General features: G+C 58.9%; 14 protein-coding genes. 6 read left to right on the top strand and 8 right to left on the bottom strand.

Annotated features, from left to right (window positions below):
• Window positions 1-22: 22 nt before the first annotated feature.
• The gene (locus tag KW841_RS00885) at window positions 23-1,576 is read right to left on the bottom strand and encodes a PLP-dependent aminotransferase family protein (RefSeq protein ID WP_218473056.1); all 1,554 of its coding nucleotides are present in this window, start codon (window positions 1,574-1,576) and stop codon (window positions 23-25) included.
• Between the two features lie 92 nt (window positions 1,577-1,668).
• Between KW841_RS00885 and KW841_RS00880 the strand changes: the two genes are divergently transcribed.
• From KW841_RS00880 to KW841_RS00870, 3 genes are read left to right on the top strand one after another with little or no spacing between them, the layout of a single operon-like run.
• Window positions 1,669-2,292, top strand: a complete 624-nt coding sequence (locus tag KW841_RS00880) for an FMN-binding negative transcriptional regulator (protein WP_007971713.1) — start codon at window positions 1,669-1,671, stop codon at window positions 2,290-2,292.
• Window positions 2,293-2,302: 10 nt separating this feature from the next.
• Complete coding sequence (locus tag KW841_RS00875; protein WP_218473054.1) at window positions 2,303-2,749, top strand: GNAT family N-acetyltransferase; 447 nt, start codon at window positions 2,303-2,305, stop codon at window positions 2,747-2,749.
• A 17-nt stretch (window positions 2,750-2,766) separates the two neighbouring features.
• The gene (locus KW841_RS00870) at window positions 2,767-3,438 is read left to right on the top strand and encodes a GNAT family N-acetyltransferase (RefSeq protein WP_218473052.1); all 672 of its coding nucleotides are present in this window, start codon (window positions 2,767-2,769) and stop codon (window positions 3,436-3,438) included.
• Window positions 3,439-3,581: 143 nt separating this feature from the next.
• Here the strand turns inward: KW841_RS00870 and KW841_RS00865 are convergent, their stop codons facing one another.
• The 4 genes from KW841_RS00865 to KW841_RS00850 all read right to left on the bottom strand — a co-directional run bounded on the left by KW841_RS00865 (window position 3,582) and on the right by KW841_RS00850 (window position 8,771).
• On the bottom strand, window positions 3,582-3,860 hold the full coding sequence (locus KW841_RS00865) for a helix-turn-helix domain-containing protein (RefSeq protein ID WP_218473049.1): 279 nt from the start codon (window positions 3,858-3,860) through the stop codon (window positions 3,582-3,584).
• Window positions 3,857-5,209 carry a HipA domain-containing protein gene (locus KW841_RS00860; RefSeq protein ID WP_218473047.1) on the bottom strand — a complete coding sequence of 451 codons (1,353 nt, stop codon included), beginning with the start codon at window positions 5,207-5,209 and terminating at the stop codon, window positions 3,857-3,859. The genes KW841_RS00865 and KW841_RS00860 overlap by 4 nt, the downstream gene beginning before the upstream one ends.
• Window positions 5,210-5,535: 326 nt before the next feature.
• Complete coding sequence (oadA, locus tag KW841_RS00855) at window positions 5,536-7,344, bottom strand: sodium-extruding oxaloacetate decarboxylase subunit alpha (RefSeq protein ID WP_015097410.1); 1,809 nt, start codon at window positions 7,342-7,344, stop codon at window positions 5,536-5,538.
• Between the two features lie 11 nt (window positions 7,345-7,355).
• Complete coding sequence (locus tag KW841_RS00850) at window positions 7,356-8,771, bottom strand: acetyl-CoA carboxylase biotin carboxylase subunit (protein ID WP_007971702.1); 1,416 nt, start codon at window positions 8,769-8,771, stop codon at window positions 7,356-7,358.
• Window positions 8,772-8,963: 192 nt separating this feature from the next.
• On the opposite strand from KW841_RS00850, the gene KW841_RS00845 reads away from it, so the two are divergent.
• A complete protein-coding gene (locus KW841_RS00845) occupies window positions 8,964-9,926 on the top strand; it encodes a LysR family transcriptional regulator (protein ID WP_218473044.1) in 963 nt (320 codons plus the stop codon).
• Here KW841_RS00845 and KW841_RS00840 read toward each other — a convergent pair.
• Together KW841_RS00840 and hexR are read right to left on the bottom strand one after the other, a co-directional pair.
• Complete coding sequence (locus tag KW841_RS00840; protein WP_007971698.1) at window positions 9,868-10,077, bottom strand: PA3496 family putative envelope integrity protein; 210 nt, start codon at window positions 10,075-10,077, stop codon at window positions 9,868-9,870. The genes KW841_RS00845 and KW841_RS00840 overlap by 59 nt on opposite strands.
• Window positions 10,078-10,278: 201 nt before the next feature.
• The gene (gene hexR, locus KW841_RS00835) at window positions 10,279-11,145 is read right to left on the bottom strand and encodes a transcriptional regulator HexR (protein ID WP_007954250.1); all 867 of its coding nucleotides are present in this window, start codon (window positions 11,143-11,145) and stop codon (window positions 10,279-10,281) included.
• A 352-nt stretch (window positions 11,146-11,497) separates the two neighbouring features.
• Here hexR and KW841_RS00830 point away from each other — a divergent pair, with 352 nt between their 5' ends.
• On the top strand, window positions 11,498-11,815 hold the full coding sequence (locus tag KW841_RS00830) for a hypothetical protein (RefSeq protein ID WP_218473042.1): 318 nt from the start codon (window positions 11,498-11,500) through the stop codon (window positions 11,813-11,815).
• Between the two features lie 58 nt (window positions 11,816-11,873).
• Here the strand turns inward: KW841_RS00830 and KW841_RS00825 are convergent, their stop codons facing one another.
• The gene (locus KW841_RS00825; protein ID WP_218473041.1) at window positions 11,874-14,744 is read right to left on the bottom strand and encodes an EAL domain-containing protein; all 2,871 of its coding nucleotides are present in this window, start codon (window positions 14,742-14,744) and stop codon (window positions 11,874-11,876) included.
• Window positions 14,745-15,001: 257 nt separating this feature from the next.
• On the opposite strand from KW841_RS00825, the gene uvrD reads away from it, so the two are divergent.
• Window positions 15,002-17,185 carry a DNA helicase II gene (uvrD, locus tag KW841_RS00820; RefSeq protein ID WP_007971693.1) on the top strand — a complete coding sequence of 728 codons (2,184 nt, stop codon included), beginning with the start codon at window positions 15,002-15,004 and terminating at the stop codon, window positions 17,183-17,185.
• The last annotated feature ends 28 nt before the right edge of the window (window positions 17,186-17,213 follow it).

Raw genomic sequence — 17,213 nt, 5'->3', positions numbered from 1 at the left:
GCGGCCTGAAAAGCCGCCCGCATCAGCGAACCTTCCACACGCTGCGCAATCGCTCCAGCGCCGACTCGATCGCTTTTTCGGGCACGGCGGCGAAGCCCAGCACCAGCCCCGCTCGCTGATCCATCGGTGTCGTGGAGTCGGGCAACCAATAACTGCTCAAGCCGTTGATCTCGACATCGACACTTTGCGCCAACTCCATCAATTCACGTTCGCGCGCCACACTATCGACCGGCACGGTCATGTGCAGCCCGGCGGCGACGGTGGGTAATGGTCCGACGCCGGGAATCTCCGCCGGCCAGCCATTGAGCAATGCATTACGGCGACTCAACGCCGCACGGCGCATGCGGCGGATATGCCGCTGGAAATGCCCGGCCGCCATGAACTCGGCCATCACCGCCTGGGTACTGACCTCGGAATGGCGTACGTCCACGGCACGGCGTTGGGCAAAGGCCTGCACCAGCTCCGTCGGCAACACCAGGTAACCCAGGCGCAACGCCGGAAACGCCACTTTGCCGAACGTGCCGACGTAGAGCACCCGGCCTTGCCGATCCAGTGCCGCCAAAGGCGCCAGCGGCGCCCCGCTGTAGCGGTACTCGCCGTCGTAGTCATCCTCGACGATCCAGCCCTGGGTGCGCTCGGCCCAGGCCAGCAGCTCCAGACGTCGAGCCAGGCTCATCACCACCCCGGTGGGGTACTGATGGGACGGGGTGACGTAGGTCAAACGGCAATCACGCAGCTGTGCCAGTTCAGCGCAGTCGATGCCCTCGCCATCCACCGCCACCCCATGCAACTTCGCACCTGCCACGGCGAACGCATGACCGGCCGCCCGATACCCGGGATTTTCAATCGCTATACCATCACCGGGCTCCACCAGCAGCTGTGCACAAAGGCTGATTCCCTGCTGCGCGCCACTGGTGATCACAATTTGTTCAGCCGTGCACTGCATGCCACGGGAACTGCGTAAATACGCAGCAATCATCCCGCGCAAGCGCGCATCGCCAGCCGGGTCGCCGTAGCACAGTTGCTGCAAATCCGGTTTGCGCCAGAAAGCCGCATTCAGCTTGGCCCAGACCTCGAATGGAAACAGGTCGAACGCCGGAACACCGACCCGAAATGCCCGGGGCGGACCGCTCGGCGGACTGGGTAAATGGTTGTTTTTCACCCTGGCCAACGGATCGTTGTGGATAACTTTGCTGGATGGATCCACAGGTAAATCCAGCCAATTTGTGGATAAGGTTGTTGATAACCCTGTTGAAAAGCCTGTGGATACTTTTGTGGATAGTTTTTTTGCCGGCAACGCCGCCTGAGGCAGTTGCGCAACATAAGTGCCGTCCCCGACTCGTCCCTCAATGAAGCCTTCGGCGTACAACTGATCGTAGGCACGAACCACGCTGTTACGGGAAATCGCCAGCGCTGCGGCCAGGTCACGACTGGCCGGCAGACGCGTTCCACTGGCCAATCGTCCGTCGAGGACGCGCAGGCGCAAGGCCTGATAGAGCTGGCGACTCAACCCCTGGCGACGGTCGAGTTCGATACCGGCCGGGTTGAAAGACAAGGAAAGCGGCACATCCGTCATGACAATGGACCCATGAAATTGGTCATTAATGGCTCTTACAACAGACCAATAGCCTGCCTAGGATGAAGACATTCGCCAAGGGAAATATCTCCATGTACACGCCACGCGCTTTTGCCATCGACGAGCTCTCCCAACTGCATGAACTGATCCTCGCCACCCGTCTCGCCATATTGGTGACCCACGGTGAGAGCGGCCTGCAGGCCAGTCATGTGCCGGTGCTGCTGCATTGCGAACAAGGCTTGAACGGCACGTTGTACGGGCATCTGGCCAAGGCCAACCCACAGTGGAAAGACCTGCGCGACGGTGCCGAAGCCCTGCTGATTTTTGCCGGTGCCGACGCCTACGTCAGCCCCGGCTTCTACCCGAGTAAGGCCGAACACGGCAAAGTCGTGCCAACCTGGAACTACGTCGCCGTACACGCCTATGGCCGAGCCGAAACCTTTAGCGATGGCGGGCGGCTGCTCGACATCGTCAGCACCCTCACCGACCGTCATGAAGCTGGCCGCGCCCAACCGTGGTCAGTGGCCGATGCCCCCGCCGATTACATCGACGGGATGCTCAAGGCCATCGTCGGTTTCGCCATTCCCATCGACCGTCTGGAAGGCAAGCGCAAGCTCAGCCAGAACCGCAGCCCCGCCGACATCGCCGGCGTACGCGAAGGCCTGGCCGCCAGCCCCGACGTCAACGACCAGACCCTCGCCCAATTGATGCGCTAAGGAAATCACCATGAGTCAAATCGACATTCGCCAAGTCACCGCCGGTGATCACGCGGCGTGGCTGCCGCTTTGGCAGGCCTACCTGCGCTTCTACAAAACCGAATTGCCGGAGGCCGTCACTCACAGCACCTGGCAGCGCATGCTCGACCCGAACGAACCGACATACGCCGCCCTCGCCTGGGCTGACAACAAAGCCGTGGGCATGGTGCATTTCATCTACCATCGTTCGAACTGGGCCATCGAAAACGCCTGCTACCTGCAAGACTTGCTGGTGGTCCCGGAAACCCGAGGCACCGGTGTCGGCCGGCAACTGATCGAGTTCGTCTACGCCACGGCCAAGGCCGACGGCTGCAACAAGGTGCACTGGCTGACCCACGAAACCAACGCCACCGCGATCCAGCTCTACGAGCGCATCGCCGAACGCCCCGGTTTCATCCAGTTTCGCAAAGCCATTTAAGGTTCAAGGAGAACAACATGTCGACTTCACTCGCCAACTGGAAAGGCGTCCCGGCCCCCACGACGCAACTGATCGAAGGACGCTTCATCCGCCTGGAAAAACTCGACCCGGCGCGCCACGGCGACGACCTGTTCAAAGCGCTCCAAGGCCCGGGCGCCGACCCGAAGCTTTGGGACTATCTGCCATACGGCCCCTTCCCGGAGCGCAGTGCCTTCAATGACTGGCTGAACAACCACGCGGCCAATAGCGACCCGTACTTCTTCAGCGTGATCGATCGCGCCAGCGGCGAGGTCCAGGGCATCCTCAGCCTGATGTCCATCGTCCCGGCCCAAGGCCGTATCGAAATCGGCCACGTCACCTTCGGCGCACCGATGCAACGCTCACCGAAAAGCACCGAGGCGGTTTACCTGCTGGCCAAGGAATCCTTCGCCCTCGGCTACCGTCGCCTGGAATGGAAATGCAACAACGCCAACGCGCGCTCCAAATATGCGGCTGAGCGTTTGGGTTTCAGTTTTGAGGGCGTGTTTCGCCAGCATATGGTGGTCAAGGGGCAGAACCGTGATACGGCGTGGTACTCGATCCTGGATTCGGAATGGCCGGCGATTGGGTCTGGATTCGAGCGTTGGTTGAGTGATGAGAACCAGACGGGGTCGGGGCAGTTGAAAAGCCTCGTTGAGTGCCGCGGCTAAAAGCATCAAAAGCAAAGGATCGCAGCCTTCGGCAACTCCTACAGGGTCGGTGTACATCCTGTAGGAGCAACGAAGGCTGCGACCCTTTGATCTTCAATACGCCGCTTTATCAAGCCGAATCAGGATGTGCGATCAGAGCAGTTTTAACTGATATCCCGTCGAATCCGCACCACACCCATTTTCAGTCCAAACGGACGGAACACTGCGTTCAAAGACTTCAGCGTCTGATTCCCTTCTCCATGTTCAATGTGCACCAACGTGCGCACCGAGATTTTGCACATTTTGGCGAATTGGGTCTGGTGCAAACCGGTGACTTCGACTCGCAAACGGCGAACCGCTTCGCCAACTTCAAGAGTGCCCTGAGCCAAAGCCTCTTGAATGCTTTCTATGAGCACTGTGCGTTCTGCAACGGTCATGCTCATTTCAAGCCCCATTCTTTCAAACGTTGTTCCAGATTTTTCAATGCAATTTGTGGGTGATTCATTGTCTGTCCAGGCAAACCGCTGGCCGAGAGAATATCGGGGAGTGCCATCAGGCGAGTTGCATCTTCACGCAGGCGCTCAAATGAATCCTGCACGTCACTCAAAGCGGCTAATGGATCATCCGGATCAGCGATGTCGGCCAATGTACGGCACACCCCGCGCCAATCAACGTCACCCGCTCTCTCCAGTTCTTTTGGCCACTTGGTGGTCCGTGTCACACCTTCGTCGTCCATCACCATGGGCGCTAAATCATAAATGGGTGCAAGACGAAACGAGGCGTCATCACGGATGATTGCGGTATTGCGTCCGTGGTTATCCGAGTTGCCAAGGATTTTGTTGATCAGATCCCGACGAAGATAATCGGCAACGAGATCCGGAATTTGATCCGTCTGCCCCGCCTCACGCCAAAGTCCTGCCAACAAGCGGATAACGTCCATGTGGTCCAAAGCACTACCCGGCGTCGTAATGTTTGCCAGCGAGTAAATTGACTCCACGGCAAAGCGCTCGACGCCTTGGTCGGTCACTTGACGGTCAAAACGCTGCATCCACAAGCTGGGTTTGGTCGCTTCTTCCAGTGCAAGCCCCTCGACGGCCACAGTCTCAATCCCCAGACTCTGGAGCGCCCTGTAGTAGTGATACTCGCTTCTGAGGATTACCTGATCAGTTTCCAGCCCTTTGTTGCGGGCGAACTTCACAAACCAGTGTTGAGTGACGTCGGCGTCCCCAAGTACTGCATCCGGGTACAGTAGCCCGGCCTTGTTCTGAGCCAACAAAAGCTTCGGAGCCTCGCCACCTGCACCTGTTGCGCCACCAATGGCAGCCCCCTGCTCGTAGGCATACTCAAGAAATCGATTATTGCGACTGATGACGTCCTGGCGCTCAAAACCAATCGGCTCACGCTGATCCACTGCTTCGGCAGACGCCTTGACCCGCATATTTCCGATCGGCGCCGGCGTGCTTCTGGCCAGCAGGTAAAGGTCTGCACTTACGTCCGCAGGCTTGTCTTTGCCTATATGCGCCAAAAGGAACCTTTTGGCTGCACCTGCGGGTGCAACATCATGTACAAACGCTGGCGCATTGGATCGTCTGCCATCCCAATCCAAAGGGAATCTCGCGCTCACTGCCTTGGCGAACGGCGTTCCAATATCTTCGTAATTTTCAAAAAGATACGTTTGCTGGTAGCCAAAATTGCAGCGACTTTCGAAGCCTTTTTCAGGGCTGTCGAAGCTCAAAATCATGGCGTCGTGCCAGTTTCCTGCCCAATAGATCTGTAAAGTCAGATCGTACATGTCGTCACCACCTGCATTTAAATGCATATTCTCATGGCTGATTATCGCGATGAATGCAATATAGTGCACACAAAGAGCGCAGGCACAGTGGCCATGTGTATTAAAATGCAGATCTAACCACTTGCGTGGCAAAAAAACGCAAAACAATGCAGATCACGCCGAACCAATAGTTCGAAAGCCACAAAATCAGAAATTGCTTTACGGACGATGCCGGAAACGTCGGCCGCGACAACAGGGGATGAGCGTCTGATCGCCAAATCCAGAGCATAAAAAAAGGGGAGCACATGCCCCCCCGAGGTTTAAAGCGTTGTATCGAGGCTGTTATCTCAGCCTTCGATCTCGATCAGGATCTCGCCCGGGTTCACCCGGTCGCCCTTGGCCACGTGAATGGCGGTGACTTTACCGGCGATGGCCGCCTGGACTTCGGTTTCCATCTTCATCGCTTCGGTGATCAGCACGGCCTGGCCCGCCTTGACGGTGTCGCCCTCTTTGACCAGCACATCGACGATATTGCCCGGCATGGTGGTGCTGACATGGCCCGGAGCAGTGGCTTGCTTGCGCTTGCTGCTGCCGCCGCCGACGAATTCGTTGAGCGGCTCGAACACCACTTCTTCCGGCATGCCGTCGATGGACAGGTAGAAGTGACGCTTGCCTTCAGCCTTGACGCCAACACCGGTGATGTCGACGCGGTAGGTTTCGCCGTGAACGTCGATGACGAACTCGGTCGGCACGCCTTCACCGCCCGCCGAGGCCACTTTGCCGGCTTCCGGAATCGGCAACAGCACTTCAGGTGTCAGGGTTCCAGCCGCGCGCTCTTCGAGGAACTTGCGACCGATGTCCGGGAACATGGCGAAGGTCAGCACGTCTTCTTCAGACTTGGCCAGAGCACCGATATCGGCGCGTAGCTTGGCCATTTCCGGCTTGAGCAGATCGGCTGGACGCACGTCGATCACTTCTTCGCTGCCAATGGCCTGGCGACGCAGTTGTTCGTTGACGGTGCCCGGCGCCTTGCCGTAGCCGCCTTGCAGGTACAGCTTCACTTCGTTGGTGATGGTCTTGTAGCGCTCGCCGGCCAGCACGTTGAAGAACGCCTGGGTGCCGACGATCTGCGAGGTCGGGGTCACCAGCGGCGGGAAGCCGAGGTCTTCGCGAACGCGCGGGATTTCGGCCAGCACTTCGCTCATGCGATTCAGCGCGCCCTGCTCTTTCAACTGGTTGGCCAGGTTGGAAATCATCCCGCCCGGTACCTGGTTGACTTGCACACGGGTGTCGACGGCGGTGAATTCGCTTTCGAACTGGTGGTACTTCTTGCGCACGGCGTAGAAGTACAGGCCGATCTCTTGCAGCAGTTCCAGGTTCAGCCCGGTGTCGAATTCGCTGCCTTTAAGGGCGGCGACCATCGACTCGGTGCCCGGGTGGCTGGTGCCCCAGGCGAAGCTGGAGATCGCGGTGTCGATGTGGTCAGCGCCGTTTTCGATGGCCTTCATCTGGCACATCGCGGCCAGGCCAGCGGTGTCGTGCGAGTGAATGAACACGGGCAGCGATTGCTCGGCTTTCAGTGCCTTGACCAGTTCGCCGGTGGCGTATGGGGTCAGCAAACCGGCCATGTCCTTGATCGCCACCGAGTCGCAACCCATGGCTTCCATTTGCTTGGCCTGGTTCACGAAGGCCTCGATGGTGTGCACCGGGCTGGTGGTGTAGGCGATGGTACCCTGGGCGTGTTTGCCGGCGGCTTTCACCGCTTCGATGGCCACGCGCAGGTTACGCACGTCGTTCATGGCGTCGAAGATGCGGAACACGTCGATGCCGTTGACCGCAGCCTTGGCGACGAACGCTTTGACCACGTCGTCGCTGTAGTGGCGGTAGCCCAGCAGGTTCTGGCCGCGCAACAGCATTTGCAGGCGGGTGTTAGGCAGCGCCGCGCGCAGTTGGCGCAGACGCTCCCACGGGTCTTCCTTGAGGAAACGTACGCAGGCGTCGAAGGTCGCGCCGCCCCAGCATTCCAGCGACCAGTAGCCGACTTTGTCGAGCTTGTCGCAGATCGGCAGCATGTCTTCGGTGCGCATGCGGGTGGCGAGCAGCGATTGGTGGGCGTCGCGCAGGATCGTGTCGGTAACGTGGATTTGTTTGCTCATTGTTCTATTCCTCACAGGCCTGCGTGGGCGGCGATGGCGGCGGCGATGGCCAGGGCCAGCTCTTCGGGTTTGCGCTTGATCGAGTAGTTGGTCAGTTCTGGGTGGCTTTCAACGAAGCTGGTATTGAACTGGCCGCTACGGAATTCCGGGTTACGCAGGATTTCCTGGTAGTACGCGGCAGTGGTCTTGACCCCTTGCAGACGCATGTCATCGAGGGCGCGCAGACCACGGTCCATCGCCTCTTCCCAGGTCAGCGCCCACACCACCAGTTTCAGACACATGGAGTCGTAGAACGGCGGAATGGTGTAGCCGGTGTAGATCGCCGTGTCGGTACGCACGCCGGGGCCGCCGGGTGCGTAGTAACGGGTGATCTTGCCGAAGCTCGGCAGGAAGTTGTTCTTCGGGTCTTCGGCGTTGATCCGGAATTGCAGGGCGAAACCACGGTGCTGGATGTCTTCCTGCTTCACCGAAAGCGGCAGGCCGGAGGCAATGCGAATCTGCTCGCGGACAATGTCGATGCCGGTGATTTCTTCGGTGATGGTGTGTTCCACCTGCACCCGGGTGTTCATCTCCATGAAGTACACCTCGCCCTCGGCGAGCAGGAACTCCACGGTGCCGGCGTTCTCGTAGCCCACGGCCTTGGCAGCACGCACCGACAGGTCGCCGATGTAGGCGCGCTGTTCCGGGGTCAGTTGCGGGCTCGGGGCGATCTCGATCAGCTTCTGGTTGCGCCGCTGGATCGAGCAGTCACGCTCGAACAGGTGCACCACGTTGCCGAAGCTGTCGCCAAGGATCTGCGCTTCGATGTGCTTGGGATTGACGATGCATTTTTCCAGGAACACTTCCGCCGAACCAAAAGCCTTGGTGGCTTCGGAAATGACCCGAGGGAAAGCCTGTTCGAGTTCTTCACGGCTGTTGCAGCGACGAATACCACGCCCACCGCCACCGGATGTGGCCTTGAGCATCACCGGGTAGCCAATGCGATCGCCTTCGGTCAGGGCTTCCTCGATGCCCGACACATTGCCTTCGGTGCCCGGGGTAACCGGTACGCCGGCCTTGATCATGCTGCGGCGCGCTTCGGTCTTGTCGCCCATGCGGCGAATGACTTCAGCCGATGGACCAATGAATTTGATCCCGCGCTCAGCGCAGATTTCCGCCAGTTCGGCGTTTTCCGAAAGGAAGCCATAACCGGGGTGCAACGCATCACAACCGGTTTCCACAGCCAGGTTCACCAGCTTGCGCGGGTTCAGGTAACCGGCCAGCGGTTCGGCACCGATGCTGTGGGCCTCGTCTGCACGCTTCACATGCAGGGCATGGCGGTCGGCGTCGGAATAGATCGCGACCGAGCGAATGCCCATTTCGGCACAGGCACGTACGATTCGTACGGCAATCTCACCACGGTTGGCGATCAGGATCTTTGTTATCACTTGGAGTTTCCCTTGAGGCCGGTGGTACCCACGACCTGCTAGACCCAGGTCGACGCGTGACCAAATGTTTCAATTTGGTCGCAGGCCCACACTAGCGCCCACAAGGGATTAACAAAAATGAATAAAAATTGGGTCGCGCATAAGTAAAGACTTATAGTTGATTCACCAGCCAGCGACGAGAGTGACCGGATAATGCGTAAGTCATTGATGCGTATGACTTTGCGGCAATTGCAGATCTTCAATGAGGTCTGTGATTTGCGCTCTTACAGCCGCGCGGCCGACGAAATGTCGCTCACACAACCTGCCGTCAGCCTGCAGATTCGTCAGCTCGAAGAGCTGATTGGCCAGCCTTTGTTCGATTACGTCGGCAAAAAGCTCTACATGACCGAAGCCGCTGAAGCGTTACAGCGAGCCAGCCGGGACATTTTCGGACGCCTGGAAAACCTCGACATGCAGCTGTCGGACATGCAGGGCTCGTTGCAGGGGCAACTGAAACTGGCGGTGGAATCCAGCGCCAAATATTTCGTGCCGCATCTGTTTGCCGCATTCAAACGCCAGCACCCGGAGGTGAACCTGCAACTGACGGTGGTCAATCGCGGCCAGGTGATTCGGCGTCTGTCGGACAACCGCGACGACCTGGTGATCATGTCCATGGTGCCTCAGGACATGGGCCTGGAGTTCCTGCCGTTCCTGAACAACCCGATCGTTGCCGTGGCGCCACCGGATCACCCGCTGTGCCATATGGGGCCGCTGCGCCTGCAGGATCTCGAGCCTTACACACTGCTGCTGCGAGAGCCAGGCTCCGGGACGCGGCTGGCGTGCGAAGAATACTTCAAAGAGAAGCGCGTGCACTTCAACCAGACCCAGGAGGTCTCGTCTGCCGAAGCTCAGCGTGAATGCGTACTGGCAGGCCTGGGCGTTGCGCTGTTGACGCGCCACGCCCTGAACCTTGAGCTGGCAACCGGTGGGTTGATCGAGCTACCCATCGAAGAGCTGCCACTGTTTCGCAGTTGGTGCCTGGTGCAGGCCAAGGCGAAACGCCTGTCACCGGTGGCTCACGCCTTCCTGGCGTTTATCCGCAGCGAACGGATCCAGATCAGCGCGCTGGTTGAGCGTTTCGACGGGAAGTCGAGGGAGATGCTTGCCAGAAGTTGAGTTCCAACTCCGGAAAGTCGCCAATTTCGGCGAGAAGCTGACGGCGTTCGCAGCGATCTTCGATAGCGCGACGGAATTCCATGCGGCGCTGGTCTTCCTGCTGACGACGGGTTTTGACAGCGCTGTTGCGTTCTTCGTAGGGCATGGCCATTTCGAGTCTCCCAAGGCGAGTACGGGAGTTTCAAGATAGGCGCGAGGGATGACGATTTGGCGGCTCGGGTGTTACAGACTGATGAAAATTGCGGCGTATTCGAGGACGCCATCGCGAGCAGGCTCGCTCCCACCTTTGACCGCGATCTCCTGTGGGAGCGAGCCTGCTCGCGATTAAGGTCGGAACGACCTTACGACGACGTCAGTCGTCCAGCGCTTTCACCGACTTGGGCGACAACCGCAAACTGCGCAAACTGCGCTTAACGCTCTTGAGGTGATTGACCAGACTCGGGCCGCGGGCCATGGCCACGCCCATCGCCAGCACATCGATCACCACCAGGTGAGCAATGCGCGAAGTCAGCGGCGTGTAGATTTCAGTGTCCTCGTGCACATCGATCGCCAGGTTGACCGTCGACAACTCGGCCAATGGTGTCTGGCTTGGGCACAACGTGATCAACGAAGCGCCGCTTTCGCGCACCAGGTTGGCGGTGATCAGCAGGTCCTTGGAACGACCCGACTGGGAAATGCAGATGGCCACGTCAGTCGGCTTCAATGTCACGGCCGACATCGCCTGCATGTGCGGGTCGGAGTACGCCGCTGCGGTGAGCAGCAAGCGGAAGAATTTGTGCTGTGCATCCGCCGCGACCGCACCCGAGGCGCCAAAACCATAGAACTCGACACGCTGGGCCTGGGACATCAGCGTCACAGCCCTCTGCAACTCCAGCGGATCGAGTTTCTCGCGAACCTCCATCAGGGTATGCAGGGTGGTGTCGAAGATTTTCAGGCTGTAGTCGGCGACCGAATCGTCTTCGTGGATCGCAAACTGGCCAAAACTCGCACCTGCCGCCAGGCTCTGGGCCAGCTTCAGTTTCAGGTCCTGAAAGCCGGAACATCCGATGGCACGGCAAAAACGCACGATGGTCGGTTCGCTGATACCCACGCTGTGGGCCAGGTCGGCCATGGAGCTGTGCATCACGGCCGCAGGATCAAGCAGCACGTGGTCGGCGACCTTGAGCTCCGACTTGCGTAACAGGTGGCGAGACTGGGCGATGTGTTGCAGCAGATTCAAAGGGCTGGACTCTTTGTTATTGGCAGGCGCCGGGGATGTAGCACGCTTGTAGTTATACTACATGAATCGGCTTTTTGCCTCCTCAATGCGTAACCACATCCCTCGACATTGGGGCACGCGCGCTCCATGTAGCGCTCATTGCCGGCTTTTCAGTTGCTCCTCCACGCTCGCCTTCTGGCGTGGCGGCAAAAATGCGCCTCGCGTTACAAACATCACCATTAGTTACTTCATTAATAACCCGCCACAAACATCAAATTACAAACAAGCCAACCGTCATCACCCACAAACTGAGTAAAGCTGAATATATTAAACATGCAGGACGCAATTAACTTAATTACAGGAGTTACATACCATGCTTGATAATCTAGCCGACATCCGTTGGACCGCCCAAATCGACCGCATGCCAGGAGCGGCTTCTTTCCGGGTCTTTGGCACCATAACCGTAGGAAATACGGCCAATATACCAACGCTGGTACGAAGTGAAATTCAGGACAAGCCTTGCGATTTAAGACTTGACCTGAAAGCTAACCCCAACCAAATTGGATTGACAGTTATAACGCAAGCCATCGTCGAGTATAAGTCTGCCGACATTCCCAATGTTACTAGCGTCAGTATCTATTTCGAAGGTAAATTAATGGCCTGCATTAATAAAATACTGATCACCGATTAAGAACACCCGCTGCAAACTTCCCGTCAGACCGCCAAGTCCTGACGGGAAGCCATTTCGGTCAATCCACACCATTCTCTCGCAGCAGAACGGCCAGGAACTGCGCTTCGACCGGCCGACTGATCAGATAACCTTGCACTTCATCGCAGCGCTCAGCCTTGAGAAACTCAAGCTGCTCCTGGTGTTCCACCCCTTCCGCGACAACCTTCAACGACAAGCCATGGGCCATGGCAATGATCGCCCGTGTGATCGCGGCATCTTCGGTGCCCTCGCCCAGTCCGCGGATGAACGCCTGGTCGATCTTCACGTAATCCACAGGAATGCGTTTGAGATAACTCAAAGACGAATACCCGGTGCCAAAATCATCAATCGCCAGTTTCACCCCGAGATCACGCAGCTGCTGGAAGGTTGCGATGATGTGTTCGACGCTGTCCAGCAACTGGCTTTCGGTGAGTTCCAGCTCCAGGTAGCCTGGCTCCAGCCCGGTTTCCTCCAGCACTTGGCGCACCAGGCTGACCAGCTTGCCCTGGCGCAATTGATGCACCGACAGATTGACCGACACCCGAATCGCATCGAGCCCCTGCCGCTGCCACTCACAGGCTTGCCAGCAGGCCTGACGCAGCACGAACTCACCGATCGGGCCGATCAATCCGGTTTCTTCAGCCAGGCCGATGAAATCCCCCGGCGGCACACGGCCCATGGTCGGATGATCCCAACGCACCAGCGCCTCGGCAGCATTCAGCTTGCCCGTGGCGAGGCACAGCTTGGGTTGGTAGAACACCTTCAACTGCTTCTCTTCGATGGCTTTGCGCAACTGGTTTTCCAGCTGCAAACGCTCCAGCGTGCTGGCTTGCAGGCTGTCGGTATAGAACTGGAAGTTGTTGCCGCCCAAATGCTTTGCGTGCTGCATGGCCATGTTCGATTGACTGACCAACGCGGAAATTTCCCGAGCACTGTCCGGCAACAAACTGATGCCCATCGACGCACTGACCACCAGTTCATGCCCGTCAATGGTCACCGGCAAACGCAACTTGCTCGCCAGACGAGTCGCCACTCGCGCCAGGCTCGAAAGGTTGCCGTAGGCATTGAACAGCACGGCAAACTCATCGCCGGACAGACGCGCGATGGTGTCTGCTTCAGGCAATGCATTCACCAGTCGCCGGGCCATTTTCTGCAACAACTGGTCGGCGACTTCATGCCCCAGACTGTCGTTGAGTTGCTTGAACCGGTCGAGATTGATGTGCAGCAAGGCCAGGCTGCGATAACCGCCTTGTCGTACCCGTTGATGAGCCTCGCTGAGGCGCTCGCGGAACATCGCGCGGTTGGCCAGCCCCGTGAGTTCGTCGTAATGGGTCAGATAGCGCATTCGCTCTTCGGATTCCCGGCGGGCAGAAAGATCCGCGAAGAAGCCCACGATATGGCTGACATTTCCCCGGTTATCGCGCACGGCGTTCAATTGCAGCCACTGCGGATACATCTCGCCGTTCTTGCGGGTTTCCACCAATTCGCCCTGCCAGCTGCCTTGCTGCTCCAGCGCCTGATGGATCGCGGCGTAATGCCGACGCGCATCTCGACTGCAGGGCAACTCAACGACATTGCGTCCGATCATGTCTTCGATGGCATAGCCGGTCACCCGACTGAAGGCTTGATTGATTGCGATCAGGACATAGTTCGGGTCGAAAATCACAATCCCTTCGCTGGCCGCCTCGAATACGGTCGCCGCCAGTTGCCGCTGCTCTTCCAGGTTTTTGCTGACGCTGATGTCGCGCCGAGTGCCGACCATGCGCAAAACCCGTCCGTTTTCGGCACGCTCGACCGCCCGCCCACGGTCCTCGATCCAGACCCAGTGGCCATCGCCATGGCGCACGCGATACTCGATTTGATAGTCCTCGGTGCGGCCCTTCAGATGCTCGACCAGCGCCCTTTTCAGCGCTGGAAGGTCCTCGGGGTGAAGACGCGGCTTGAGGTGACGCAGAATTGCCGTGACCTGATCCGGCTCCAGGCCGAACAATTCCTGAATCTGTGTGTGATGGACCTCGTCGGTTTGCAGATTCCAGTCCCACAACCCCAACTCGCTGGCCTTCAATGCCAGCGCCAGGCGTGCTTCGCTCTTGCTCAGCGCCTGGTTGGCGGCGTCCAGCTCCAGGCTGCGCTGAGCGACGCGGTTTTCCAGGTCGACCTGGATCTCTCGCAATTCGTTCTCGGCGCGTCGACGCTGTTCGATCTCCTTGGCCAGCTTTTGATTGAGCTGGTCACTGCAGCTTTGCGCCTGCTGCAGATGCTCGATCAATGCCTGGTTCTGAAAGCGTCGCATCAAGCCCCGATCGATCAATCGATTGACCTGCCAGGCCACCACACTCAATGCACCGAGCAGGATCAGCCCGAACCAGCCCCAGCCCTGCTGCTGTTCGTCACCGCCCCAAAACATATAGGCGATGGCCGGCAGCAGACAGGGCAAGGTGAAAGACAGAAAGGCCGGCAAACTGACGGCATAAGCCACGCTGGCCGAGAGCGCTGCGGCGCCGATGAGGCCGAAGACCCAGGCTTGCTGAATGAAGTTATCGGCGGGAACCAAGGCAATGCCGGCACCGGCCAGGGTCAGACCGGTGAGGCCGGAACCCAGCAAAAACATCCGTCGCCAAATGGGCTGGGCTTGACGATTGGGGATGGCCGAATCGAAGGCTGCGACCTGAATCACCCGCAATGCCACTAACGACAACAGCCACACCAACCAGACACTGACCAGGAAATAGCGCTGCGGACTCCAGAGCAACCCGGCACAGACCAAGCCATTGATCAGCATGAACAACGTGGGCAGCAGCGATCCCTGATACAACAGGCGCGTGCGTTCGACCGCCATTTCCATGGCGTATTGCTTTCTGATAACCCGGGGCTCCACAGTGGGGCCCGACAGGTCGAAGCTGAGGGTCATAGGCGATGTTCTTGTTCTTATAATGATGAGCATGGGCCCGAAACTGCTCGGAGCATACACAAGCAATTGCCCGGACCAAACTGCTGCTGATCAATAAATCGCCAAATTTTTCAGCTGCCGCCTCACCCTGAAAACGCTCAAGGCACGCCCCGCCAACGCCTGCAGCCGATGACTGACCGGTCGTCCCTCGCATAACTTTCATCGGTTAATGCGAAGCGGGGTTTGCCCGGTGTGACGCGGCCCCCTAGAATGCCCCGATGCGCGATGATCTCTCCCTTCTGCTGAACTCCCTCAACGATGCCCAACGCCAGGCCGTAGCGGCCCCCGTGGGTCGTCAGTTGGTCCTGGCCGGTGCTGGTTCCGGTAAAACCCGAGTGCTGGTGCACCGTATCGCCTGGCTGATCCAGGTTGAAAACGCCTCGCCCCACTCCATCCTGTCGGTGACCTTCACCAACAAGGCTGCTGCCGAGATGCGCCAGCGCATCGAGCAACTGATGGGTATCAACCCGGCCGGCATGTGGGTCGGCACCTTCCACGGCCTGGCGCACCGCTTGCTGCGGGCGCACTGGCAGGAAGCGGGCTTGAGCCAGACTTTCCAGATCCTCGACAGCGATGACCAGCAACGGCTGGTCAAGCGGGTGATCCGCGAACTCGGCCTGGACGAGCAACGCTGGCCGGCCCGTCAGGCCCAATGGTTCATCAATGGGCAGAAAGACGAAGGTCTGCGCCCGCAACACATTCAAGCCAGTGGCGATCTGTTCCTGGCGACCATGCGCGGCATCTATGAGGCCTACGAGGCCGCATGCCTGCGCGCCGGTGTCATCGACTTCTCCGAACTGTTGCTGCGCGCCCTCGATCTGTGGCGCGACCACCCGGGCCTGCTCGCTCACTATCAAAAGCGCTTCCGGCACATCCTCGTGGACGAGTTCCAGGACACCAACGCCGTGCAGTACGCCTGGTTGCGCCTGCTGGCCAAGGGTGGCGACAGCCTGATGGTGGTGGGCGATGACGACCAGTCGATCTACGGCTGGCGTGGCGCGAAAATCGAGAACATCTACCAGTATTCCGAAGACTTCCCGGACGCCGAAACCATTCGCCTGGAGCAGAACTACCGCTCCACCGCCGGCATCCTGAAGGCAGCCAACGCCTTGATCGCCAACAACACCGGGCGCCTGGGCAAAGAGTTGTGGACCGACGGTGGCGACGGCGAGGCAATCAATCTGTATGCCGCCTTCAACGAACACGACGAAGCACGTTACGTTGTCGAAACCATCGAAAGCGCGCTGAAAACCGGCCTGTCTCGCAGCGATATCGCGATTCTTTACCGCTCCAACGCCCAATCGCGGGTTTTGGAAGAAGCGCTGCTGCGTGAACGCATTCCGTACCGCATCTATGGCGGCCAGCGCTTCTTCGAGCGCGCCGAAATCAAGAACGCCATGGCTTACCTGCGATTGCTCGAAGGACGGGGCAACGACGCCGCGCTGGAACGGGTGATCAACGTGCCAGCCCGCGGCATCGGCGAGAAAACCGTCGAAGCGATCCGCGACCATGCGCGCCACAGCGATGTGTCGATGTGGGAAGCGATGCGCCAACTGGTGGCCAACAAAGGCCTGACCGGTCGTGCGGCCGGCGCCCTTGGCGCGTTTATCGAGCTGATCGAGAACCTTGCTGCCAAATGCATGGAAATGCCGCTGCACCTGATGACCCAGACCGTCATCGAGCAGTCGGGTCTGATCGCCTATCACGAAGCGGAAAAAGGCGAGAAAGGCCAGGCCCGGGTGGAAAACCTTGAGGAACTGGTCAGCGCCGCACGCAACTTCGAAAACAGCGAAGAAGACGAAGACCTGACGCCATTGGCCGCGTTCCTCGGTCACGCGTCGCTGGAGGCCGGCGATACCCAGGCCGACGAGCACGAAGACAGCATTCAACTGATGACCCTGCACAGCGCCAAAGGCCTGGAATTCCCTTACGTGTTCCTGGTGGGCATGGAAGAAGGCCTGTTTCCGCACAAGATGAGCCTGGAAGAGCCCGGCCGCCTTGAGGAAGAACGTCGCCTGGCCTACGTCGGCATTACCCGGGCGATGCAGAACCTGGTGATGACCTACGCTGAAACCCGACGCCTTTATGGCAGCGAGACCTACAACAAGGTGTCACGCTTCGTACGCGAAGTGCCGAAAGGCCTCATTCAGGAAGTGCGGTTGTCCAACAGCGTCAGCCGGCCGTTTGGTGGCAACCAGTCGATGAGTGGCAGCAACCTGTTCAGCGGCAGCGAAATTCCGGAAACCGGCTTCAGTCTGGGTCAGACCGTCCGCCATTCGATCTTCGGTGACGGCGTGATCCTCAACTTCGAGGGCGCCGGTGCTCAGGCCCGGGTGCAGGTGAACTTCAGCGAAGGCAGCAAGTGGCTGATGTTGGGTTACGCCAAGCTGGAAGCGATTTAAAAGACCGCCAGAGGTCTAATGTGGGAGC

It is taken from the genome of Pseudomonas sp. PDM28 (assembly GCF_019219115.1).
In the GTDB taxonomy this organism is placed as follows: domain Bacteria; phylum Pseudomonadota; class Gammaproteobacteria; order Pseudomonadales; family Pseudomonadaceae; genus Aquipseudomonas; species Aquipseudomonas laurylsulfatiphila.
This window is presented reverse-complemented; position numbering and strand designations above follow the sequence as displayed.